We start from the raw sequence: 20616 nt of genomic DNA on the forward strand, positions 1-20616 counted from the left end.
CTAGCCCCAAAGGCAATACAGGACATGACTGGACCAGAAGATAGCCACGCCGCCACCCGGCCGATCTCGGTTGCGGAACTGCTGGCAAAGAACGGCACCATCGGCGCCCCTCCCGTCGGCGGTCGCCGGAGGCGGCGCCGGGGCAACAGCGACGCGGTGACGGTCGCCGAACTCACCGGCGAGATCCCGATCGTCTCCGACCATGCCGACGAGCCGGAGCAAGCGCCTGCCGAGAAGGCTGACAAGCCGGCTGCGGAGGCGCGCCCGTCCCGACCGGATGACACCGACATCGTGGTGCCATCGGCACCCACCAACGGTGCACCGGTGACCGACGACACAACCGAGGCCGAAGCCGAGGACACCTCCGGGGGCGTCACCGACGCGGAGGCCGATTACCAGGCTCACCTTCAGGCCCGCGACGCCGAGCACGAGCCGGTCGAGTTCAAGCCGAGCACGCGCCGCCCGCAGTACTCACGCCCGCTGGTGCGCGACTACCAGCCGTCGGGCACCGGGGCCGAGCGCATGAGCCCCGACCTGGTGGACGACACCGACGACGACGAGTCCGCAGCGGACGACGACCGCCCGGCCTACCTGGGCTCGACGCTGGGACCGCTGTTCGGTGGCCAGTCGGTCGCCGACGACGTGGCCCGCCGGCGGGGCAAGCCCGGGCCCGAGGACATCGATCTCGAAGACCGTGACCACGACGACGATGAGCACACCGACCTCGACGAAGCCGACGAGGTCGACCACGCAGACGAACACGAGAAGACCGCCGGATCCGGCGGTCGCGTCGGCGCCACCTCGCTGATGCACGGCCTGTGGGTGGTCGGCCAGTGCGTCATCGCCGTCGCCTTCGGGGCAGGCCTGTTCATCGCCTTCGACCAGCTGTGGAAGTGGAACACCATCGTGGCGCTGATCCTCGGCGTCCTGGTCATTCTCGGCCTGGCCGGGGGAGTGCGCGTGGTCCGCAAGACCGAGGACATCGGCAGCACCCTCACCGCGGTGGCCGTGGGCGCGCTGGTGACGTTCGGGCCGTTGGCTCTGCTGCAGGCGAGCTGACAACCCGGCGCGCCCGCGAGGAGCGAAACGAAAACGTAGACAATTACCCCGTGCGCCCTGCCATCAAGGTCGGCCTGTCCACTGCCTCGGTCTATCCGCTGAGGACCGAGGCCGCCTTCGAACACGCGGCCCGGCTCGGCTACGACGGCGTCGAGCTCATGGTGTGGGCGGAATCGGTCAGCCAGGACATCGAAGCGATCGCCGCGATGTCGAAGCGCTACAACGTGCCCGTGCTGTCGGTGCACGCGCCGTGTCTGCTGATCTCCCAGCGGGTGTGGGGCGCCAACCCGATTCCCAAGCTGGAGCGCAGTGTGCGGGCCGCCGAACAGCTGGGCGCCCAGACGGTCGTGGTGCATCCGCCGTTCCGGTGGCAGCGCCGCTACGCCGAAGGATTCAGCGAGCAGGTGGCCGAGCTCGAGGCGGGCAGCGACGTGCTCGTCGCGGTCGAGAACATGTTCCCGTTCCGGGCGGACCGCTTCTTCGGTGCGGGCGAGACATCCATCGAGAGGATGCGAAAACGCGGCGGTAGGCCAGGACCCGGCATATCGGCGTTCGCGCCGTCCTACGACCCACTGGACGGCAATCACGCCCACTACACGCTCGACCTCAGCCACACCGCGACCGCGGGGACCGATGCACTGGACATGGCCCGCCGGATGGGCGACGGGCTGGCGCATCTGCACCTGTGCGACGGCAAGGGTGCGTCCACCGACGAGCACCTGGTGCCGGGCCGCGGCACCCAGCCCACCGCCGAGGTGTGCCAGATGCTGGCGGCGGGGAACTTCTCGGGGCACGTCATCCTCGAGATCACCACGTCGAGCGCCCGCACGGCCACCGAGCGCGATGCGCTGCTTACCGAATCGCTGAAGTTTGCCAGGGCGCATCTGATGCGCTGAGGCGCCGGTTCGGCCCCCGCGCCGGCTCGTGCAATGCTGTGGCGCATGTCGAGAATCGCGATCATCGGTGGCGGAAGCATGGGCGAGGCCCTGCTGTCCGGCTTGTTACGGGCCGGCAGACAGGTCAAGGACTTGGTGGTCGCCGAGAAGCACCCTGATCGGGCCAAATACCTGGCGGAGAAGTACTCGGTGCTGGTCACCTCGGTCGCCGACGCCGCGGACAACGCGTCCTACGTCATCGTCGCGGTGAAGCCCGGCGACGTGGAGTACGTCGTCGACGAGGTCGCAGCCGCCGCCGCGGCGGCCGACAGCGACACCGAGCAGGTGTTCGTCTCCATCGCCGCCGGTGTCAGCACCGCTTACTACGAGGCCAAGCTGCCCGCGGGGGCGCCGGTGATCCGCGTCATGCCCAACACCCCGATCCTGGTCGGTGGGGGCATCAGCGCGGTGGCCCCGGGCCGGTTCGCGACCCCCGAACAGCTCAAGGAGGTCTCGGGGATATTCGACGCCGTCGGCGGTGTCATCACGGTCGCCGAGGCACAACTGGACGCCGTCACGGCCGTCTCGGGCTCTGGTCCCGCGTACTTCTTCCTGATGGTCGAGGCCCTCGTGGATGCGGCCGTGGCGGCCGGGCTGTCGCGTTCGGTGGCCACCGATCTGGTGGTGCAGACGATGGCCGGGTCGGCCGCGATGCTGCTGGAACGCCTCGATGAGGTGACCGCAGCGGGAGACACCGCGCTGGACACCACCGCAGCGGCGCTGCGCGCCATGGTGACCTCTCCTGCCGGTACGACCGCCGCTGGGCTGCGCGAACTGGAGCGTGGTGGATTCCGGGCGGCGATCGGCAACGCCGTCGAGGCTGCGAAAACGCGGTCTGAGCAGCTAGGAATTACATCAGAGTAATTAGATAATTTCTGATGGATTAGCCCACACCCGTCGCAGTAACCCCACCCGCCACGCTATTCTCCCTTTGTATGCGCGGATTGGTGCCAGCGGTGGGGAAGCCGCTGGAACTGTCCGTGCCTGATTGATTGGGTTGCGATGACGTCTATGAACGGGCCATCGGCGCGGGATTCGGCCGGCGACGGCCAGCCCCGAGCTCAATTTCTCACAGTCGCCGAGGTGGCGAACCTGATGAGGGTGTCGAAGATGACGGTGTACCGGTTGGTGCACAACGGCGAGCTGCCTGCCGTTCGGGTGGGTCGCTCGTTCCGTGTGCACGCCAAGGCCGTGCACGATCTGCTGGAGACCTCCTACTTCGACGCGGGCTGAGCGGCAGCCGTTTTCCGTTTCACTGGCTGGCCCGGGTAAAGTGACCGGGTCAACCAATTGCTGTCTAGGTAGCGGAGTCACCGGGATTCATGGGTTCAGTCATCAAGAAGCGTCGTAAGCGCATGTCGAAGAAGAAGCACCGTAAGCTGCTTCGACGCACCCGGGTGCAGCGTAGAAAGCTCGGCAAGTAGCTTTCAGCCCCGGCCGTTAGGCTTGCCCGATGGATTCTGATGGTCGTTCTCCAGGGCGCTCGCCAGGCAGCACCGGTGATTCAGGTGGCTCAGAATCCACCGACGCGGCGCCCTACCCCAAAGTGGTACTGGTCACGGGGGCCTGCCGGTTCCTTGGCGGTTATCTGACCGCCCGCCTGGCGCAGAACCCCCTGATCAACCATGTGATCGCGGTCGACGCGATCACGCCGAGCAAGGATCTGCTCCGTCGGATGGGCCGGGCCGAGTTCGTTCGGGCCGATATTCGCAACCCGTTCATCGCCAAGGTGATCCGGAACGGGGACGTCGACACCGTGGTGCATGCCGCCGCCGCGTCGTACGCGCCCCGCTCCGGAGGCCGGGCCACGTTGAAAGAACTCAACGTGATGGGCGCCATCCAGCTGTTCGCGGCATGTCAGAAGACGCCGTCGGTACGCCGGGTGGTGCTCAAGTCCACGTCCGAGGTGTACGGCTCCAGCTCGCGTGATCCGGTGATGTTCACCGAGGACAGCAGCGCGCGCCGGCCCCCGGGCGAAGGATTCGCCCGCGACAGTATCGACATCGAGGGGTACGCCCGCGGCCTGGCGCGGCGTCGTCCCGACATCGCGGTGACCATCTTGCGGCTGGCCAACATGATCGGCCCAGCGATGGACACCGCGCTCTCGCGGTACCTGGCGGGCCCTTTGGTGCCCTCGGTGGTCGGGCACGACGCGCGACTGCAGTTGCTGCACGAACAGGACGCCCTCGGCGCTCTGGAACGCGCCACCGTCGCGGGCAAACCCGGAACCTTCAACATCGGCGGCTCGGGCATCATCATGATGAGCCAGGCCATCCGGCGATCGGGCAGGCTCCGCCTACCCGTCCCGCGTTCGGCGCTGTCCGTCGTAGATTCGCTGAGCCGGGCCACCCGCTCCACCGAACTGGATCGCGAACAGCTGAACTATCTGAGTTACGGCCGCGTCATGGACACCACGCGCATGCACAGGGATCTGGGCTACAGTCCAAAGTGGACGACTGCCGAGGCATTCGACGACTACGTCCGGGGTCGTGGTTTGACGCCGATCCTCGATCCGCGATGGGTACGCTCAATGGAGAGTAGCGCCGTGGCGTTGGCGCAGCGTTGGGGACGATAAGAAGCAGCTTTACCGGGGTGGGGAGAAGGTATCGACGTGGCGGGCGAACCTAAAGCCAAAGTCATTCCGCTACATGGCAATTCGAATCGCGCGACGGCAGCGCGCCGGGCGGCCCAACGCTCCGAGAGCGCGCGGCGGCACCCGTCGCTGCTGGCCGATCCGGGTACCCGCGCATCCGCGGAACAGATCGCGGCGGTGGTGCGCGAGATCGACGAGCGGCGCGGCACCGCGTCGGGGTCTGCGACCGTCGACAACACCCCGACGGAGCTTGCCAAGCAGATCGCCGCGGCGAGCGAATTTCTCCGCAAACGGATGGCAGGCGATTACTCCGTCGATGAGTTCGGCTTCGACGAGCACCTCAACAACGCTATCTTTCTGCCTTTGCTGAGATTGCTCTTCCGGTCATGGTTCCGCGTCGAGGTCTCCGGCATCGAGAACCTGCCCGAGACCGGTGCTGCGCTCGTCGTCGCCAACCACGCCGGGACCCTGCCGTTCGACGGGTTGATGACCCAGGTGGCCGTCCACGATCACACCCCGGCGCACCGCGACCTGCGCCTGTTGGCCGCCGACCTGGTGTTCGACCTGCCCATGGTCGGCCAACTCGCCCGCAAGGCCGGCCACACCGTCGCGTGCACCACCGACGCCCACCGCCTACTGGCCAACGGCGAGCTCACCGCGGTGTTCCCGGAAGGCTTCAAGGGCCTGGGCAAGAACTTCAAAGACCGCTACAAGCTGCAGCGATTCGGTCGCGGCGGCTTCGTTTCCGCAGCGCTACGCGCCAAGGCGCCCATCGTGCCGTGCTCGATCGTGGGTTCCGAGGAGATCTATCCCATGGTCGCCGACGTGAAACTGCTGGCGCGGTTGCTCGGTCTGCCGTACTTCCCGATCACGCCGCTGTTCCCGCTGGCGGGCCCGGCAGGCCTGGTTCCGCTGCCGTCCAAGTGGCACATCCAGTTCGGGGAGCCGATCGACACCGCGGACTATGACGAGACCGCGGCCGACGACCCGATGGTCACCTTCGAGCTGACCGACCAGGTCCGCGAGACCATCCAGCAGACGCTCTACCAGCTGCTGGCAGGCCGCAGGAACATGTTCTTCGGCTGAGTTTCCCCGCCGCCGAGCATCTGCTCAGGCGTTTTGCCCAGCAATCATCTTGGCGATCGCGGCGTCGCGCGCCGCGGCGATCTGCGAGCTGATCTCGCCCGCCTCTTCGGGGTGGGCGGCCTCGCCGAGCATGGTGACGATACTGGTGGCCACCGGTTTGCCGTCGTCATCGGTGACCTCGGCCCGAACCTCGCAGATCACGGTTCCGTGCGACTCGATGACCGAGTCGAGATACGAGTCGAACCAGAGGCGGTCGCCGACCATGATCGGGCGGTGGAAGATCAGCTTCTGGTCGCGGTGCAGCACGCGCTCCAGGTTGATCGGCACGTCGAACTTGTCGAACAGCTCCAGCTGGACACGCCGTCCGGCGACTGCCAGGAAAGTCACAGACGCCACTACCGCGTCGTGCCCGTGCTCCTCGGCCGCTTCCTGGCTGTAGTGGGCGGGATGGTCGTCCTTGACCGCTTTGGCGAACTCGCGGACCTTCTCCCGGCCGACCTCGAAATAGTCGGGGTACCGGAAGTGGGTCCCGATGATGTCGCTGGCGATGCTCATGTATCCGCGCTCTCCACTCAAACGTGTCTGGCGGGTGTGAAGCCTATCAGCGCGTCCGGATTGCTCAGCGAATGTCGTGGCGGCGTGAGGCCACCGCGGCCAGGGCACCGCCGAGGGCGCCGAGGGCCAGCGCGGACGGTACCCCGATCCGGGCGGCCTTGCGGGCGGTGCGGAAATCACGGATCTCCCAGCCGCGTTCCCGGGCCACGTCGCGCAGCGCGGCGTCGGGATTGATGGCCACCGCCGTGCCCACCAGCGACAGCATCGGCACGTCGTTGAAGCTGTCCGAATACGCCGTGCAACGGCGCAGGTTCAGACCCTCCCGGATGGCCAGGGACCGCACCGCGTGGGCCTTGCCCGTGCCGTGCAGGATGTCGCCGACCAGCCGGCCGGTGAACACCCCGTCGACCGACTCGGCGACGGTGCCCAGCGCGCCGGTGAGCCCGAGGCGTTTGGCGATGGTGGCGGCCAACTCGTATGGCGTCGCGGTGACCAGCCAGACCTGCTGGCCCGCGTCGAGGTGCATCTGCGCCAGCGCGCGGGTGCCCGGCCAGATCTTGTCGGCGATGATCTCGTCGTAGATCTCCTCGCCCAGCTCGGTCAGCTCGGCGGTGGACCTGCCTTCGATGAACGCCAGCGCCTTCTGCTTGCCCTCTGCGACGTCGTCGCTGTTCTCCTTGCCGGTGAACTGGAACTTGGCCTGCGCGTAGACGATGCCGAGGATGTCGGTGTAGGTGAAGTACTTGCGTGCGGCCAGCCCGCGGGCGAAGTGCACCAGCGACGAGCCGTGCACCAAGGTGTTGTCGACGTCGAAGAACGCCGCCGCGGTCAGATCCGGCGGAGGTGGGGCAGGCGTGGCCCCGGTGCCGGATTCGGCTGCTTCGGCCTGCAGGCCTGCGACGGCCACCTCGGCGCTGGCCTCGGCGGCAAGCTCCTGATCTGGCGCATCGGCACTACCGGTTTCGGACACGGATTCACCCTAAGTCACCGCGCCCGGATACTGGCGGTGTGGAGCATCCGCAGCCCGGCGCAGGAAGCCGGCACACCGTGACGTTGCTGACCCGGGCGGGCTGCAGCCTGTGCGCGCGAGCCGCCGAACAGCTCGACGCGTTGCGTGACGAGCTCGGCTTCACGCTGCTGACCACCGACGTCGACAGCGAGGCGGCCGCGGGCAACACCGCCTTACGGGCCCAGTACGGGGATCTGCTGCCGGTGATCCTGCTCGACGGGGTCGAGCACGGCTACTGGGAGGTCGACGTGGAGCAGCTGCGGGAGGACCTCGCCACCCGGTGAGTCGCCGGGGGCGCGGCGCGGGCCGGAGCCGGTCGGCAGTGCGCTGACTAGGCGAAATTTGGTGGCCAGAGGTAAAACGTTTACCTTAGATGACGTGGTGATGAAGCCGTGAGCGTGTTGCTGTTCGGAGTTTCGCACCGCAGCGCGCCCGTGTCCGTCCTGGAGCAATTGAGCACGGACGAGGCTGAGCAGGCCAAGATCATCGACCAGATTCTTCAGTCGTCGCTGGTGACCGAGGCCATGGTGCTGTCCACCTGTAACCGCGTCGAGGTGTATGCGGTGGTGGAGGCCTTCCACGGCGGTCTGTCGGTGATCGGTCAGGTGCTCTCCGAGCATTCCGGGATGGGTCTTGGGGACCTCACCAAGTACGCCTATGTGCGCTACGCCGAGGCCGCCGTCGAGCATCTGTTCGCCGTGACCAGCGGCTTGGATTCGGCCGTCATCGGTGAACAACAGGTGCTCGGTCAGGTGCGCCGCGCGTATGCCTCCGCCGAGGCCAATCACACCGCAGGCCGCACGCTGCACGAGCTGGCCCAGCGGGCGCTGTCCGTCGGCAAGCGAGTGCATTCCGAGACCGGGATCGACGCCGCAGGCGCGTCGGTGGTCTCGGTGGCACTCGACATGGCCGCGTCGAAACTCACCGGCGGGTTGGCGGGCCGCACCGCGGCCGTCGTCGGCGCCGGGTCGATGGGTGCGCTGGCCGGCGCCCACCTGGTGCGCGCCGGGATCGAACGCGTGCACGTGGTCAACCGGTCGTTGCCGCGCGCCCAGCGGCTGGCCAAGAAGCTGATCGAGCAGGGTGTCCAAGCCCGTGCCTTCACCCTCGACCACGTGTCGGGGGCCCTGGCCGACGTGGACGTCGTCATCAGCAGCACCGGTGCCGTGCGTCCGGTGGTGTCGCTGGCCGATGTGCACCACGCGCTCGCCCAGCGCAGCGTCACCGAGCCCGAGCATCAGCTGGTGATCTGTGACCTCGGCATGCCTCGCGACGTCGATCCCGCGGTCGCCGGGCTGCCCGGCGTCTGGGTGGTCGACATGGACCGCATCCAGCGCGAACCCACCGCGCGGGCGGCGGCGACCGACGCCGACGCGGCCCGCAACATCGTCGCCACCGAGGTTGCCAACTACCTGGCCGGCCAGCGGATGGCCGAGGTCACCCCGACCGTCACCGCGCTGCGGCAACGGGCCGCGGACGTGGTGGAGGCGGAGTTGCTGCGGCTGGACAACCGGCTGCCGGGGCTGGACGCCGCCCATCGCGACGAGGTCGCCAAAACCGTGCGCCGCGTCGTCGACAAGCTGCTGCACGCCCCCACGGTGCGGGTCAAACAGCTGGCCAGTGCCCCCGGCGGCGACAGTTACGCCGAGGCGCTGCGTGAGCTCTTCGAGCTCGACCCCCAGGCCGTCGACGCCGTCGCGGCCAGCGAATTGCCCTTCATGACAACAGAACTCGATAAGTCTGAGTAAAGCTTGCCCATCTCTTTCGAAGCTCGCGACACAGTAATCCGGATCGGCACCCGCGGTAGCCTGCTGGCCACCACACAGGCCGGACATGTCAGAGACGCTTTGCTCGCCGCAGGTCATCCCTGCGAGCTGGTGATCATCTCCACCGACGGGGACCGCTCCAGTGCCCCCATTGCCGAGATCGGCGTCGGCGTGTTCACCGCGGCACTGCGCGAAGCCATCCACGACGGCAGGGTCGACATGGCCGTCCACTCCTACAAAGATTTGCCGACCGCGGCCGACGAGCGGTTCGTCATCGCCGCGATCCCGCCCCGTGAGGACCCCCGCGACGCGCTCGTCGCGCGTGACGGGCTGGTGCTCGGAGAGTTGCCGGTCGGATCGGTGATCGGCACCTCGAGCCCGCGGCGGGAGGCGCAGCTTAGAGCACTGGGTCTCGGTTTGGAAATCCGCCCCCTACGAGGCAACCTAGATACCAGGTTGAACAGGGTTACGAGCGGTGATCTCGACGGCATCGTGGTCGCCCGGGCGGGTCTCTCCCGCATCGGACGGCTAGGCGTTGTCACCGAGACGCTCGAGCCGGTGCAGATGTTGCCAGCGCCGGCTCAAGGTGCGCTCGCGGTGGAATGCCGCGCAGGCGACACCGAGCTGATCGCAGTGCTTGCGCAGTTGGATGACGCCGACACGCGTGCCGCGGTCACCGCCGAACGGGTCCTGCTCGCCGAACTGGAGGCGGGTTGTTCCGCACCGGTGGGCGCGATCGCTGAGGTGGTCGAGTCGATCGATGAGGACGGCAATGTCTTCGAGGAGCTGTCGTTGCGCGGCTGCGTGGCGACGCTGGACGGATCCGACGTGATCCGTGCGTCCGGCATCGGGACTCCGGAACGGGCCGCCGACCTCGGCGTCTCGGTGGCTACGGAGCTTTTCGAACTGGGGGCACGCGAGCTGTTGGTAGAGCGCGGGAGTGAAACATGACCATGCGAGGCCGCAAGGCAAAGCCCGGCCGCATCACCTTCGTGGGTTCGGGCCCCGGGGATCCAGGTTTGTTGACGGCGCGGGCGCAGTCCGTGCTGGCGCATGCCGAGATGGTCTTCACCGACCCCGATGTGCCAGAAGCCGTGCTGGCGATGGTCGGCACCGATCTGCCGCCGGCCTCCGGTCCTGCCCCGGCCGCGCCGGCCAAATCCGCTGACCAGGGTGACGCAACCGCCGATTCCAGCCAGTCCGAGGCCGCATCGGCCGTCATCCCCGGCGGCCCCGAGATCCGGCCCGCTCTCGGTGACCCGGCCGAGGTGGCCAAGACGCTGGCCGCGGAGGCTCGGCACGGATTCGACGTGGTGCGGCTCGTCGCGGGTGATCCGCTGTCGATCGACGCCGTGATCACCGAGATCGGTGCGCTGGCCAAGACCCACCTGAACTTCGAGATCGTGCCGGGCCTGCCCGACACCACGGCAGTGCCCACCTACGCCGGCTTGCCGCTCGGCTCGTCGCACACCGTCGCCGACGTGCGCGGCGATGTCGACTGGGCCGCGCTGGCCGCCGCACCGGGCCCGCTGATCCTGCACGCGACCACGTCGCACCTGCCGGACGCCGCCCGCACGCTGATCGAGTACGGCCTGGCCGATTCCACCCCCGCGGTGGTGACCGCCAACGGCACCACGTGCCAGCAGCGCTCGGTCGAGACCACCCTGGGCGGGCTGATCGACAAGGGCATGCTGGAGAAGCACGCCGCCTCCGACCCCGCCGGTCCGCTGGCAGGCCCGCTGGTGGTCACCATCGGCAAGACCGTCGCCAACCGGGCCAAGCTGAACTGGTGGGAGAGCCGCGCCCTGTACGGCTGGACCGTGCTGGTGCCGCGCACCAAGGACCAGGCCGGCGAGATGAGCGAGAAGCTGGTGGGTCACGGCGCCCTGCCCATAGAGGTGCCGACCATCGCGGTCGAGCCGCCGCGCAGCCCGGCGCAGATGGAGCGTGCGGTCAAGGGTCTGGTCGACGGCCGGTTCCAGTGGGTCGTGTTCACCTCCACCAACGCGGTGCGTGCGGTGTGGGAGAAGTTCGGCGAGTTCGGCCTCGACGCCCGCGCGTTCTCGGGTGTGAAGATCGCCTGCGTCGGTCAGGCCACCGCGGACAAGGTGCGGGCGTTCGGCATCAACCCCGAGCTGGTGCCCTCAGGCGAGCAGTCCTCGCTCGGCCTGCTCGACGAATTCCCGCCCTACGACGAGATTTTCGATCCGGTGAACCGCGTGCTGCTGCCGCGCGCCGACATCGCCACCGAGACGCTGGCCGAGGGGCTGCGCGAACGTGGCTGGGAGATCGAGGATGTCACCGCCTACCGCACGGTGCGCGCGGCACCGCCGCCTGCGCACACCCGCGAGATGATCAAGACCGGCGGGTTCGACGCGGTCTGCTTCACCTCGAGCTCGACGGTGCGCAACCTGGTCGGTATCGCGGGCAAGCCGCACGCACGGACCATCGTCGCCTGCATCGGCCCGAAAACCGCTGAGACCGCAGCCGAATTCGGGTTGCGCGTCGACGTGCAGCCGGAGACCGCCGCGGTGGGACCGCTTGTCGAGGCGCTCGCCGAGCATGCCGCCCGGCTGCGGGCCGAGGGGGCGTTGCCTCCGCCGCGCAAGAAGAGCCGCCGGCGTTAGATGGGGTACCCCAGGCACCGGCCCCGCAGGCTGCGCACCACGCCGGCGATGCGCCGGCTGGTCGCGCAAACCTCGCTGGAGCCAAGGCATTTGGTTCTGCCGATGTTCGTCGCCGACGGTCTTTCGGAGCCACGGCCCATCTCCTCGATGCCGGGCGTCGTGCAGCACACGCGGGATTCGCTGCGCCGTGCTGCCGCCGACGCGGTCGCCGCGGGCGTGGGTGGCCTGATGCTGTTCGGGGTGCCGCGCGACGAGTCCAAGGATGCTGTCGGGTCCGTCGGCACCGATCCGGACGGCATCCTCAACGTCGCGTTGCGCGATCTGGCGAAGGATCTCGGCGACGCCACGGTGCTGATGGCCGATACCTGCCTCGATGAGTTCACCGATCACGGCCACTGCGGCGTGCTGGACTCCGCGGGCCGGGTGGACAACGACGCCACCAACGTCCGGTATGTGGAACTCGCTGTGGCGCAAGCTAATTCGGGCGCACAGGTGGTCGGCCCGAGCGGCATGATGGACGGCCAGGTGGCCGCCATCCGGGACGGACTCGACGCGGCGGGGCACACGCAGGTCGCGATCCTGGCCTACGCGGCCAAGTTCGCCTCCGCGTTCTACGGCCCGTTCCGCGAGGCGGTGTCCTCCAGCCTGAGCGGCGATCGCCGTACCTACCAACAGGATTCGGGCAACATCCGCGAAGCCGTGCACGAGATCGAGCTCGACATCGACGAGGGCGCCGACATGGTGATGGTCAAGCCCGCGATGAGCTACCTCGACGTGGTCCGCGCGGCCGCCGACATCTCACCCGTGCCCGTCGCGGCTTATCAGATCTCCGGCGAGTACGCGATGATCAGCGCCGCGGCCGCCAACGGCTGGATCGATCTGGAGGCCGCTGCGCTGGAATCGCTGGTCGGCATCCGGCGCGCCGGGGCCGACATCGTGCTCACCTACTGGGCGGCCGACGTGGCCGGATGGCTGGCCTGACCCGCGACCCTCTAGGCTTCCCGGCAATGCCTGCACCGTCGTCGCCGTCCGAAAAGCAGCCGTCGCCCCGGTCGCTGCGCGCCACCATCGCCTTCAGTTGCTGGTTGGCCGCGTCCGTGTTGTTGATCGTCGGTGGCCTCATCGCCGCGACGGTGTCCTGGCCGGGGACCGTCAACACCCTGTACCGCGGGTCGGGGGTGCTGACCGTGATCGTCGGTGTCGTGATGGCGTTCCTGGCAGGCCGCAGCCGCGGCGGTGACCCGAGATTTCGTCGGGCCGCGATGTCGTTGGCGCTCGTCGCTGCCGTGCTGATCGCCGTGGCGGCGGCGTTCAGCCTTGTCCCGGTGCACATGCTGACGTTGGCCGGGGTGATCCTGCTGATCGCCGGGACCGTGCTGAACGCGCAGATCGCCAGGGGGACCGGTGACTGACGAATCCACGCCGCAGCCGTTGTTCTACGAACCCGGTGGCAGATGGCTGTGGTTGCTGCTCGGGCCGTTCGCCGCCATCGGCATGGCGCTGCTGCAGATGTCCGGCGGTTACGGACGGGATCCGTGGATCCCGCTGTTGTTCCTGGTGCTGGTGTCCGGTTTCGTCGCCATCCAGATCAAGGCCGCGCGGATTCACACCTCGGTGGAACTGACCAGGGACACCCTGCGGCAGGGCACCGAGAAGCTCAACCTGGACGAGATCGTCAAGCTCTATCCCGAGGCCAGCGGCTCGGACATGCCGAAGTGGCAATCCGCCCGGGCGCTCGGCGAGCTGACCGGGGTGCCTCGCGGCCGCACCGGTATCGGCCTCAAACTCAAGGGCGACCGCACCGTGCAGGCGTGGGCCCGCAGGCATCGGCAGCTGCGCGAGCAGTTGGATGCATTGATCGAGGAGCGCACACCATGAAGATCCGTGCCGTGATCGAACTGGTGGTGGCCGTCTGCGCCGCTGCAGGGTGTGTGGTGAGCTGGCTGGCGGCCGGCACCACCGTGGACGTCGCGCCCATCCTGGCAGGCGAACCGTCGACCACGTCGGTCGTCCATTCCGCCCCGCTGCTGGTGCTGTCGTTGCTGCTGGCGACCGTCGCCGGCGTATTGACCGTGCTTGGCATCGCGCGCTTGCGCCGCGGCTAACGCTCCTGCTCGAGCCAATCGGGCTCGGTGATGCCCGGATAGCCCGACTGCGCCGCACCAGGCTCCGGCGCCCTGCCGTACAGCGAGCGGGGCGCAGCCGTTGACACCGGCTCGTGCTCGGCCTCGGTGAACCGGTGATGAGCCGAACCCGCCGATCGTCGCTGTGGCGGCGCGGGGGCCGGCTGCGGCTTGGGCCGGTCCGGCTGCGGTTCGCGCCGCGGCCGAGCTCCCGCAGTGGTCTGGATTCCGTAGTCGTCGGCGGGTGCGACGATCTCCTCACCGGCATCCGGCGGCCGGCCCGGTGGTCCGTCGCCCTCGCTGGGCCGGCCCGTCGCCTCACCCACGGTCTGCTGCAGGTACTGCCGCCACGCCTGCAGATAGGTGAGCAGCTGCTGGGCGTAGTCGGTGGGCGAGGTCGTCACCGGTGTGCCCGGCGGGGTCAGCAGCGCACCACCGAGGCCCCCGAGCTGCTGCAGGTACTGGCGCCAGGACTGCAGGTAGCTGAGCAGCTGCAGGCCGGGCTCGGGCGGCATGATCGGCTGGGTCATCGGCAGGCCTCCTGGGGCGGTGAGCAGCAGCGGAGCCGCAGTGTCCAGTGGGTGGGGCAGCGCCTCGCGGCAGTACTGGGCGTCGAGGGTGCGCAGCGGACGGGCGTCGGCGGGTTCGCGGTTCTCGATGTCGAAGACGTAGCAGTAGTCCCCGGCCGGAGACGGCATCCGAACGGGGCTGGAATAGCCCTGGTCGAGGAAGTCATAGGGGAAGCGCCAGTCCAGCGTGGTGTTCTCGCGGTGATCGGTGCCGCCCGAGGCCACCCAGATGTAGTGGTCCAGGATCGCGTTGACGGCGTGACGGCCCGATTCGCAGGCCGCCTCCATGGACGTCATCCGGGTGAACGTCTTGGTCCAGGTGCCCGCGAACACCACCGAGTTGTGGTGCACCTGATAGCCACCGTGGCGGGCCTGCCAGACGTTGCGCTGCCGCAGATCCTCCAGCCAGGTCTCCTCGGTCGGCCGGGTGCCCCAGGACCCGCCGTGCGGATTCCACGGGTCCGGTCCGGGCCGGTTCTCCCAGTCGCCGACGATCGGGACGAGGTAGGGCGTCTCGTTGCGCACGGCCTTGCCGTGTCCCTGGCCGGGGCCGCCGCCCATGACCAGCCCCCGGTCGAGCGCATACCAGGTCGGCCACGGCATGAGAGCTTCGGCGACGTTGTCGACGTCGCTGGTCAGGGCCCACACGATCTGGCGCCACACCTCGGTGGCGATCTCGTCGGCCGTACAGTCGCGAGCCGCCTTGCCGCGCCCGGATTCGTCGAGCAGGTACCGCGACGGCGTGTTGAAGTCGCCGATGTCGACCGACAGCACGGAGACGTGGCCGTCGCGGGCCAGGGTCGGCCTGCGTTCCCACAGGCCGTGCTGGTTGATCGACGACAGCGCCCACTCGGTGCCCGAGTAGTACATGTGCCCGCGCAGCAGCTGGAATTCGGTGTCGAAGTAGTACTGGATGCCGCCGAGGGTCTGGAACCGGTCCCACGGCACCCGGCCCATCTCGTCCATGGCGTACGGGTCGCGCCGGGTCTGTGGGCGGGTGTGGCCGGGGTCCAGCGGGCCGTCGTTCGGCGGGGCCGACGTGGTGAACCCGTCGAGTCCGGCCACGGTGCCGCCCGTGCCCGCTGCGCGCAACGCGGCGGTGATCTGTTCGGCCGCCGGAGCGTCGACCGCGACGACGGTGTAGTCGGGGGCGAGCCGGGTGCCGTCGGCCAGCGTCACCTGAACCCGCGGCCGCAAATGAGGCGGCTGTCCCGGGTCGGCCGCGGGCACCTCCAGGCTGCCTGCGCCCGCCCGGACGAAGCGGACGCCGAGCTCGACGAGGTGGCGGTGCCAATGGTCGAACCACGATTCGGTGGTGGGGCCGTTGAGCACGCCGTCGGCCTTGTTGTCGCGGCGGTCCATCTGCAGCTGCAGTTGCAGGTAGGTGGTCAGGTTGGTGCGGGCGTCGCCCCAGCGGGTGTCGAAGGCTGCCAGGACGCGGGGCATCTCCAGCAGCAGGGAGTCGAACCGCGGTGAGTAGGAGAACCGGGGCTGCTCGGCGGTGTCGTCGCGGCCGACGAAGAAGTCGTAGGCCGACAGGTTCTGCAGTTCGCTGGCGCGGCGCAGGGGGCTCGTGACGAGGTACCGCAGGAGCCTGCTGACGAAGCGGTCGATGTCCGACGCCGTGAACCCCAATTGGGTCAATTGGCCGGCGATGGTGAGGAATTCGGCCGGGGTGCGCGGCGCTTCGCGCGGGAAGACCAGGGACGGCTTGCCGTCCACGGTGGTGCCCTGGGTGACCACGCGCCGGACGTTGTCCATGATGGTCCGCGCGGTGGGCGCCCAGTCGACCGTGCCGCCGGGCCCGTCGGTCCGCTGGTAGACGGGGATGCGCTGGAACAGATCCCAGGTGTGCAGGTAGTACGCCGGGAAGAAGCGGAAGCCGTGCTCACCGGCGACGGCCCGCGCGGGTGGGCGCGGGTCGCCGCGGCGGCCGGGGAAGGGCCTCAGCTCGGCGGCGCTGCCGTCGTGCGTGCCCACGGTCGAGTACTGCGACGCGGCCAGCCCGCCGAGCTTGACGGGCGGGTACGTGTCGGCCGGTGCGGAGCCGAGCCCGGCGCGTTCGTCGACGCGCGGCTCGTACACCGTGACGTCGAAACCGCGCTGCGCCAGTTCGTGTGCGGCGGTCAGGCCCGCGATGCCCGCGCCGAGCACCGCGACGGTCGGACGACGCGGACACGACGCGGGTGTGGTGATGACCTCACTCGTCACGGCACTTCCTCCCGCAGCGCGATCAGCAGTCCCGGCAGTGCCGGTGCCCGGACCGCGGCGTGCACATAGGCCAGCAGGGTGTCGTGCACCTGCAGCATGTCGTCGAGCGTGCCGTCGACGGTCACCGCGCCTGCCTGCACGGCGTCGTGCAACCCGATGCGAGCGTCGAGCACGTCGAGGATCGCGGCGCGCGACGTGGTGATGCGTGGCCCGCCGTCGGATTCTGACCCGTCCGACACTTCGAGGCGGGGCCCGCCGCGCAGCGTGAACTGTTCGCCGTCGACCTCAAGGGCGACCACCAGCGGCCCGAGCCGGTCGAGCACCAGGCGGTAGCTCGCGGGCACCTCGTCCGCGAGATGCCCGATCGACCGGCGCAGCAGCGCCGCCACCGGCTCAGCCATGGAGAAACTCGAATACGCCGGTGCCGGTGAAGTCGACGGCTTCACCGTTGATGGATCCCGTCATCCGGGCGGTGCCGCTGGCCTCGCACAGCACGGTCGAGCGGTCGAGGCTGACCTCGCTGGGTTGGGCCAGCCGGGCGTACGACTCGGGCCGGAACTCAGCGTGGACCGTGTCGCCCGCTCGGGTGGCGCTGACCGCGACGTGCTCCGGGACGCCGGGCACGTCACCGTCGATCAGCAGCCGCATCGGCGGCGGCAGGGTGCAGTCGGGTGCCCGGTCGAGCCGCCCCGACGTGCGTATGCGCACCTCCGCGTGCCGGAAGATCACCGCGGGCTCGTCGCGGCGCCACACGTAGAGCGCCTGCGACAGGAACCGCAGCCGGCGCCGGTCGGTCATCTGCAGCAGCACCGCCGACCACAGGCCGCCGGGCTCCGCGGGCAGGATGGTGCCCCACGTCCAGCCGAAGTCGTCGCCCCACCGGAACCGGCCCCAATTGTGGTCGTGATACGCCAGGTCGGACTCCAGGCGGTGCTCCCGGTCCGCGATGCGCAGCCATCCGTCGGCCCGCAGCCGTGGTACGAACAGCCATGACATCCGGCCCTGCCCGACGGGCTGGTTGTTGACGGCGAACGGTCGGCTGACCGGGGTGAGACGCACCTCCCCGCGGACACCGGGCAGGTCGATGAGCACCTCGTAGCCGTCGGGCCGCACGGTCATGCGGTTGGCGCCCATGGCGCACGCACCGAGATCGGCCGAGATGTCCAGGGCCGTCTCGGCGAAGCGTTCGACGGCCCCGGTCCACTGCCGGTCGTGGGCGATGACGATGACGCGCGGCACCATGCGGGAACGCCCGCCCGGGGTCTCTTCGCACGCGAGGCTGAAGTTGATCAGGAAGCGGCCGGTGCGGCCGTGGACCACGAAGTGGTGCCACTCCTTGAAGCCTGCTGGCTCGGCGGCGGCCAGCACCGGCGCCCGCAGGAAATCACTGGCCGCGAGCGTCATCGCAGCCACCTCACCGCGGGGTCGGGTGCCGCGCCGGCAGGTACCGGCGCTGCGGGCGGGGCCAGCCGCTGCACCCGGGCGCCCAGGCTCGCGAGCCCGAGCAGCATGTGCACGAAGTCGTCGGCCTCCCGGGGCGTCCCGCCGCCGGTGGCCAGTGTGCGCACGAGCCGGCCCAGGCCGGCCAGGCCCAGCAGGTAGTCGATCAGGCCGGCGTTCTCGGCCAGTGCGGCACGCGCGTCGTCCAGCCCCGTCACGCGAACCCCTCGGGGCGCAACCGGGCCAGCACAGGATCGTCGGCGCGTGAGGCGCCGATGATCGCGTCGGTCAGCAGCTCGATCCAGGCGGTGGGCGCGGCCGCGGGCGCGGCCGGGCCGTCGAGCACGTTCAGGCTCACGGTCTCCCACACCCGCCGCAGGTTCTCGACCGCCTCGGAGGTCGTCAGCGCGTCGCGCAGCCGCGCGCCCTCCGGCGTCTGCGCATACCGAACCCCCTCGGCAACCAGCAGGTCGTGCACACCGCGGGCGGCGGCAGGGTTGCCGAGCACCGCGCGTCGGGCGCCCAGCAGCAACTCGTACACCGCACGCTCGTCGCCGGCGGCGTCCTCAGGCGGGGCTGGCAGCAGCTGTGGAGCGCTGCGTTCCACGAGGTCGAGCGTCAGCGCCCGGATCCGGTCCAACTCCGTCAGCATGCCCACCAGGGTTTCGGGGGTCATCGTGTCCGCCCGTGCACGTAGGCGACGAGGTCCGTGAGCATGTCGCGGTGTTGACTCGGCGGCAACCAGTCGAGGTCGGCCAGCACAGCGGCGGCGTCACGCGCATGGCCTGCCGCGACGTCGCGCGCATGGGCGAGCGAGCCCGTCTGGTGCAGCAGGCGGTACAGCCACCGGATGTCGTCGAGCGTCTTGGCCTCGGCATCGCGGCGGCCCAGCACCTGCGCCGCGATCGCGTCGCGCCCGACTCGGGACAGTTCGCCGCGGGCGGTGAGCCGGTCGAGCAGTTCGGCGAGCCCCAGCTCGCCGGCCGCGCTGGGGCGGCGTTTGGCCAGGATGGTCACGGCACGGTCGCGGTCCTCGGGATCGGCGCGGCGCAGCGCGTGCAGCAGCATGAGTGTCCGCTTGCCCTCCCACAGATCCCCGCCGATCTCCTTGCCGTAGTCCTGCGGATCGGCCCGCAGGTTCAGCAGATCGTCGGTGATCTGGAACGCCGCGCCGAGATGGCGGCCGAGGACTTCCAGCGGGGCCAGCCGGTCGGCGCCCCCGCCCGCGGCGATCACCCCGGTCTGCAGCGGGGTGATGAACGAGTACCAGCTGGTCTTGCGCTCCACCATGCGCAGGTAGTCGACGTCTTCCAAGCGCCAGATGTTGGACCGCACCCATTCGAGCTCGATGGCCTGGCCCTCGACGCTCTGGCGCGTCATGTGGGCGACGGCTCGCAGGATGCGCAGCGCCGGGCCGAGCCCGATGCGTTCGACGTTGTCGAGCAGCGGTTGCAGGGACAGCGACAGCATGGCGTCGCCGACGTTGACCGCGATGGGGATTCCGTGGTCGATGTGCAATGTCGGACGGCCGCGCCGACGCCACGAATCGTCCTCGATGTCGTCGTGGATGAGGAAGGCGTTGTGGTAGAGCTCCAGTGTCGCGGCGGTCGGCAGGACCGCATCGAGATGGCCGCCGAGGCCCAGGCACGTCGCGATGCTCAGCGCGGGACGCAGCGCCTTCCCGCCGCGCAGCGGATAGTCGAGGATCAGCTCCCGCAGCCCGCTCGTGCCGTGATCGCTTGAGCCGTAAAGCCTTTCGATCTCACCGTCGCACGCCTGCTTGCACCGGGCGAGGTAGTCGTCGAGCCCGGATATCTGCGGCGGCAGTTCAGCGACGGCCGGCATCGGCGGATCAGAAATCGATGCCGACGACACCGCGCGGATCCTTGATCCGCAGCGCGTACCGGATCCGCACCGCCAGTTCGATCGTTCCGTCCGCGTTCTCGCCGATGACCTCGAGGCTGGGCGCGACGGCGACGGCGAGGTCCACGGGTTCCTCGCCAGGTGACGCGGTCGCGGCGGCCCCCTGTGCGATGCGTTGCCGACGGCCCAGCATGATCATCCCGGTTCCGTCGACGCGGTAGAGGGTGGTGACGCCGGCCGCCTTGAGCACGGCCTCGGCGATGTCCTCTCCGCTCTCTATGTGGTTGAGCCGCTTGATGCCGTCGGTGCTGCTGAACAAGCACGACGGTGCCCGGTACCCGGCCGTCTCGACTTTGGCCCGGGCGTCGACGAGGGTGTCCAACAAGTCCTGCGTGGTGGCGCCTGCCGTCTTCAGAGGTTTGAGGTTCTTGGGTCGCAGCTTTGCCAGGACCGCGGTGTCGATCCTCGCGGCGAGCTCGACGGTCTTCGCCATCAGGACGGCCAGCAGTGGGTCCGGCGTCGGTGCACCCACCTGCGCGAGCGTCACCGCGAACTTTTCGTTGACGGTGTCGACCTCGAGAATGCCCGGCGGGATGGTGTCGCTGCGAACCCAGGTTTGCCCGGGATCGCCGGTGTCCCAGTGTGGGATCGCCTGCCAGGCAACGCTGGCCTGTTCGAACGTCTCGCGTACAGCCCGGTCGGCCACGGCCAACCGCTCGGCGCTCAGGTACATGGGCTGCGACCCCCTCGACGAGTGTGGTCCAAATCATGGCAGAGGAT

General features: G+C 69.3%; 24 protein-coding genes. 15 read left to right on the forward strand and 9 right to left on the reverse strand.

Annotation, left to right across the window (positions count from 1 at the left end):
* The first annotated feature begins 24 nt into the window (after nt 1-24).
* From BST13_RS32850 to BST13_RS32880, 7 genes are all read left to right on the forward strand, one after another.
* The gene (locus BST13_RS32850) at nt 25-1059 is read left to right on the forward strand and encodes an FUSC family protein (RefSeq protein ID WP_083169635.1); all 1035 of its coding nucleotides are present in this window, start codon (nt 25-27) and stop codon (nt 1057-1059) included.
* A gap of 50 nt (nt 1060-1109) precedes the next feature.
* Nucleotides 1110-1955 (forward strand): sugar phosphate isomerase/epimerase family protein, encoded by an 846-nt coding sequence (locus BST13_RS32855; protein WP_083169637.1) that lies wholly within the window; start codon nt 1110-1112, stop codon nt 1953-1955.
* Nucleotides 1956-2000: 45 nt separating this feature from the next.
* Nucleotides 2001-2858, forward strand: coding sequence for a pyrroline-5-carboxylate reductase (gene proC, locus BST13_RS32860; protein ID WP_095533808.1), 858 nt, complete (start codon nt 2001-2003; stop codon nt 2856-2858).
* Between the two features lie 138 nt (nt 2859-2996).
* Nucleotides 2997-3227: a cell division/environmental response transcriptional regulator gene (locus BST13_RS32865; RefSeq protein ID WP_026256699.1), complete on the forward strand. Its 231-nt coding sequence runs from the start codon at nt 2997-2999 to the stop codon at nt 3225-3227.
* Between the two features lie 89 nt (nt 3228-3316).
* Nucleotides 3317-3418: a 30S ribosomal protein bS22 gene (locus BST13_RS32870; protein ID WP_003402602.1), complete on the forward strand. Its 102-nt coding sequence runs from the start codon at nt 3317-3319 to the stop codon at nt 3416-3418.
* 29 nt (nt 3419-3447) lie between these two features.
* Entirely contained in the window at nt 3448-4569 is a 1122-nt protein-coding gene (locus BST13_RS32875) for an SDR family oxidoreductase (RefSeq protein WP_083169640.1), read from the forward strand.
* Between the two features lie 36 nt (nt 4570-4605).
* Nucleotides 4606-5673, forward strand: coding sequence for a lysophospholipid acyltransferase family protein (locus BST13_RS32880; RefSeq protein WP_083169641.1), 1068 nt, complete (start codon nt 4606-4608; stop codon nt 5671-5673).
* Between the two features lie 24 nt (nt 5674-5697).
* On the opposite strand, the gene BST13_RS32885 is transcribed toward BST13_RS32880, so the two are convergent.
* Both BST13_RS32885 and BST13_RS32890 read right to left on the reverse strand, forming a co-directional pair.
* Nucleotides 5698-6228, reverse strand: a complete 531-nt coding sequence (locus tag BST13_RS32885; protein WP_083169643.1) for an FAS1-like dehydratase domain-containing protein — start codon at nt 6226-6228, stop codon at nt 5698-5700.
* Nucleotides 6229-6292: 64 nt separating this feature from the next.
* Nucleotides 6293-7198: an HAD family hydrolase gene (locus tag BST13_RS32890; protein ID WP_029369565.1), complete on the reverse strand. Its 906-nt coding sequence runs from the start codon at nt 7196-7198 to the stop codon at nt 6293-6295.
* A gap of 38 nt (nt 7199-7236) precedes the next feature.
* Between BST13_RS32890 and BST13_RS32895 the strand changes: the two genes are divergently transcribed.
* The 8 genes from BST13_RS32895 (at nt 7237) to BST13_RS32930 (ending at nt 13735) form a co-directional block, all read left to right on the forward strand.
* The gene (locus BST13_RS32895; protein ID WP_245839902.1) at nt 7237-7521 is read left to right on the forward strand and encodes a glutaredoxin family protein; all 285 of its coding nucleotides are present in this window, start codon (nt 7237-7239) and stop codon (nt 7519-7521) included.
* 108 nt (nt 7522-7629) lie between these two features.
* Nucleotides 7630-8985: a glutamyl-tRNA reductase gene (locus BST13_RS32900; RefSeq protein WP_083169645.1), complete on the forward strand. Its 1356-nt coding sequence runs from the start codon at nt 7630-7632 to the stop codon at nt 8983-8985.
* Between the two features lie 9 nt (nt 8986-8994).
* Complete coding sequence (gene hemC, locus BST13_RS32905; protein ID WP_083169702.1) at nt 8995-9954, forward strand: hydroxymethylbilane synthase; 960 nt, start codon at nt 8995-8997, stop codon at nt 9952-9954.
* Entirely contained in the window at nt 9951-11630 is a 1680-nt protein-coding gene (locus BST13_RS32910) for a bifunctional uroporphyrinogen-III C-methyltransferase/uroporphyrinogen-III synthase (protein ID WP_083169647.1), read from the forward strand. Before hemC ends, BST13_RS32910 begins: the two co-directional genes overlap by 4 nt.
* Complete coding sequence (hemB, locus tag BST13_RS32915) at nt 11631-12611, forward strand: porphobilinogen synthase (RefSeq protein WP_083169649.1); 981 nt, start codon at nt 11631-11633, stop codon at nt 12609-12611. It abuts the gene before it with no gap.
* 26 nt (nt 12612-12637) lie between these two features.
* Nucleotides 12638-13042, forward strand: coding sequence for a hypothetical protein (locus BST13_RS32920; RefSeq protein ID WP_083169650.1), 405 nt, complete (start codon nt 12638-12640; stop codon nt 13040-13042).
* On the forward strand, nt 13035-13508 hold the full coding sequence (locus BST13_RS32925) for a DUF3093 domain-containing protein (RefSeq protein ID WP_083169652.1): 474 nt from the start codon (nt 13035-13037) through the stop codon (nt 13506-13508). The genes BST13_RS32920 and BST13_RS32925 overlap by 8 nt, the downstream gene beginning before the upstream one ends.
* Nucleotides 13505-13735 (forward strand): hypothetical protein, encoded by a 231-nt coding sequence (locus tag BST13_RS32930; protein ID WP_083169654.1) that lies wholly within the window; start codon nt 13505-13507, stop codon nt 13733-13735. The genes BST13_RS32925 and BST13_RS32930 overlap by 4 nt, the downstream gene beginning before the upstream one ends.
* Here BST13_RS32930 and BST13_RS32935 read toward each other — a convergent pair.
* From BST13_RS32935 to BST13_RS32965, 7 genes are read right to left on the reverse strand one after another with little or no spacing between them, the layout of a single operon-like run.
* Nucleotides 13732-16533: an FAD-dependent oxidoreductase gene (locus BST13_RS32935; RefSeq protein WP_083169656.1), complete on the reverse strand. Its 2802-nt coding sequence runs from the start codon at nt 16531-16533 to the stop codon at nt 13732-13734. The two genes, BST13_RS32930 and BST13_RS32935, sit on opposite strands and share 4 nt — an antisense overlap.
* Nucleotides 16530-16934 (reverse strand): SCP-2 sterol transfer family protein, encoded by a 405-nt coding sequence (locus BST13_RS32940; protein ID WP_083169658.1) that lies wholly within the window; start codon nt 16932-16934, stop codon nt 16530-16532. The genes BST13_RS32935 and BST13_RS32940 overlap by 4 nt, the downstream gene beginning before the upstream one ends.
* On the reverse strand, nt 16927-17937 hold the full coding sequence (locus tag BST13_RS32945) for a hypothetical protein (RefSeq protein ID WP_083169660.1): 1011 nt from the start codon (nt 17935-17937) through the stop codon (nt 16927-16929). Before BST13_RS32945 ends, BST13_RS32940 begins: the two co-directional genes overlap by 8 nt.
* Entirely contained in the window at nt 17934-18191 is a 258-nt protein-coding gene (locus BST13_RS32950) for a hypothetical protein (protein WP_083169662.1), read from the reverse strand. Before BST13_RS32950 ends, BST13_RS32945 begins: the two co-directional genes overlap by 4 nt.
* Nucleotides 18188-18649 (reverse strand): hypothetical protein, encoded by a 462-nt coding sequence (locus BST13_RS32955; RefSeq protein WP_083169664.1) that lies wholly within the window; start codon nt 18647-18649, stop codon nt 18188-18190. The genes BST13_RS32950 and BST13_RS32955 overlap by 4 nt, the downstream gene beginning before the upstream one ends.
* A complete protein-coding gene (locus BST13_RS32960) occupies nt 18646-19818 on the reverse strand; it encodes a polyprenyl synthetase family protein (RefSeq protein WP_083169666.1) in 1173 nt (390 codons plus the stop codon). Before BST13_RS32960 ends, BST13_RS32955 begins: the two co-directional genes overlap by 4 nt.
* A 7-nt stretch (nt 19819-19825) precedes the next feature.
* Entirely contained in the window at nt 19826-20569 is a 744-nt protein-coding gene (locus BST13_RS32965) for a hypothetical protein (protein ID WP_083169668.1), read from the reverse strand.
* Between the last annotated feature and the right edge of the window lie 47 nt (nt 20570-20616).

It is taken from the genome of Mycobacterium aquaticum, assembly GCF_002086485.1.
GTDB lineage: Bacteria > Actinomycetota > Actinomycetes > Mycobacteriales > Mycobacteriaceae > Mycobacterium > Mycobacterium aquaticum.

What these genes read in the sequence shown, in the direction of transcription:
- BST13_RS32955 (WP_083169664.1), bottom strand. Translation starts at nt 18,649, where the DNA reads ATGACCCCCGAAACCCTGGTGGGCATGCTGACGGAGTTGGACCGGATC.
- proC (WP_095533808.1), top strand. Translation starts at nt 2,001, where the DNA reads ATGTCGAGAATCGCGATCATCGGTGGCGGAAGCATGGGCGAGGCCCTG.
- hemB (WP_083169649.1), top strand. Translation starts at nt 11,631, where the DNA reads ATGGGGTACCCCAGGCACCGGCCCCGCAGGCTGCGCACCACGCCGGCG.
- BST13_RS32870 (WP_003402602.1), top strand. Translation starts at nt 3,317, where the DNA reads ATGGGTTCAGTCATCAAGAAGCGTCGTAAGCGCATGTCGAAGAAGAAG.
- BST13_RS32910 (WP_083169647.1), top strand. Translation starts at nt 9,951, where the DNA reads ATGACCATGCGAGGCCGCAAGGCAAAGCCCGGCCGCATCACCTTCGTG.
- BST13_RS32920 (WP_083169650.1), top strand. Translation starts at nt 12,638, where the DNA reads ATGCCTGCACCGTCGTCGCCGTCCGAAAAGCAGCCGTCGCCCCGGTCG.
- BST13_RS32885 (WP_083169643.1), bottom strand. Translation starts at nt 6,228, where the DNA reads ATGAGCATCGCCAGCGACATCATCGGGACCCACTTCCGGTACCCCGAC.
- BST13_RS32865 (WP_026256699.1), top strand. Translation starts at nt 2,997, where the DNA reads ATGACGTCTATGAACGGGCCATCGGCGCGGGATTCGGCCGGCGACGGC.
- BST13_RS32875 (WP_083169640.1), top strand. Translation starts at nt 3,448, where the DNA reads ATGGATTCTGATGGTCGTTCTCCAGGGCGCTCGCCAGGCAGCACCGGT.
- BST13_RS32940 (WP_083169658.1), bottom strand. Translation starts at nt 16,934, where the DNA reads ATGGCTGAGCCGGTGGCGGCGCTGCTGCGCCGGTCGATCGGGCATCTC.
- BST13_RS32960 (WP_083169666.1), bottom strand. Translation starts at nt 19,818, where the DNA reads ATGCCGGCCGTCGCTGAACTGCCGCCGCAGATATCCGGGCTCGACGAC.
- BST13_RS32850 (WP_083169635.1), top strand. Translation starts at nt 25, where the DNA reads ATGACTGGACCAGAAGATAGCCACGCCGCCACCCGGCCGATCTCGGTT.
- BST13_RS32965 (WP_083169668.1), bottom strand. Translation starts at nt 20,569, where the DNA reads ATGTACCTGAGCGCCGAGCGGTTGGCCGTGGCCGACCGGGCTGTACGC.
- BST13_RS32930 (WP_083169654.1), top strand. Translation starts at nt 13,505, where the DNA reads ATGAAGATCCGTGCCGTGATCGAACTGGTGGTGGCCGTCTGCGCCGCT.
- BST13_RS32945 (WP_083169660.1), bottom strand. Translation starts at nt 17,937, where the DNA reads ATGACGCTCGCGGCCAGTGATTTCCTGCGGGCGCCGGTGCTGGCCGCC.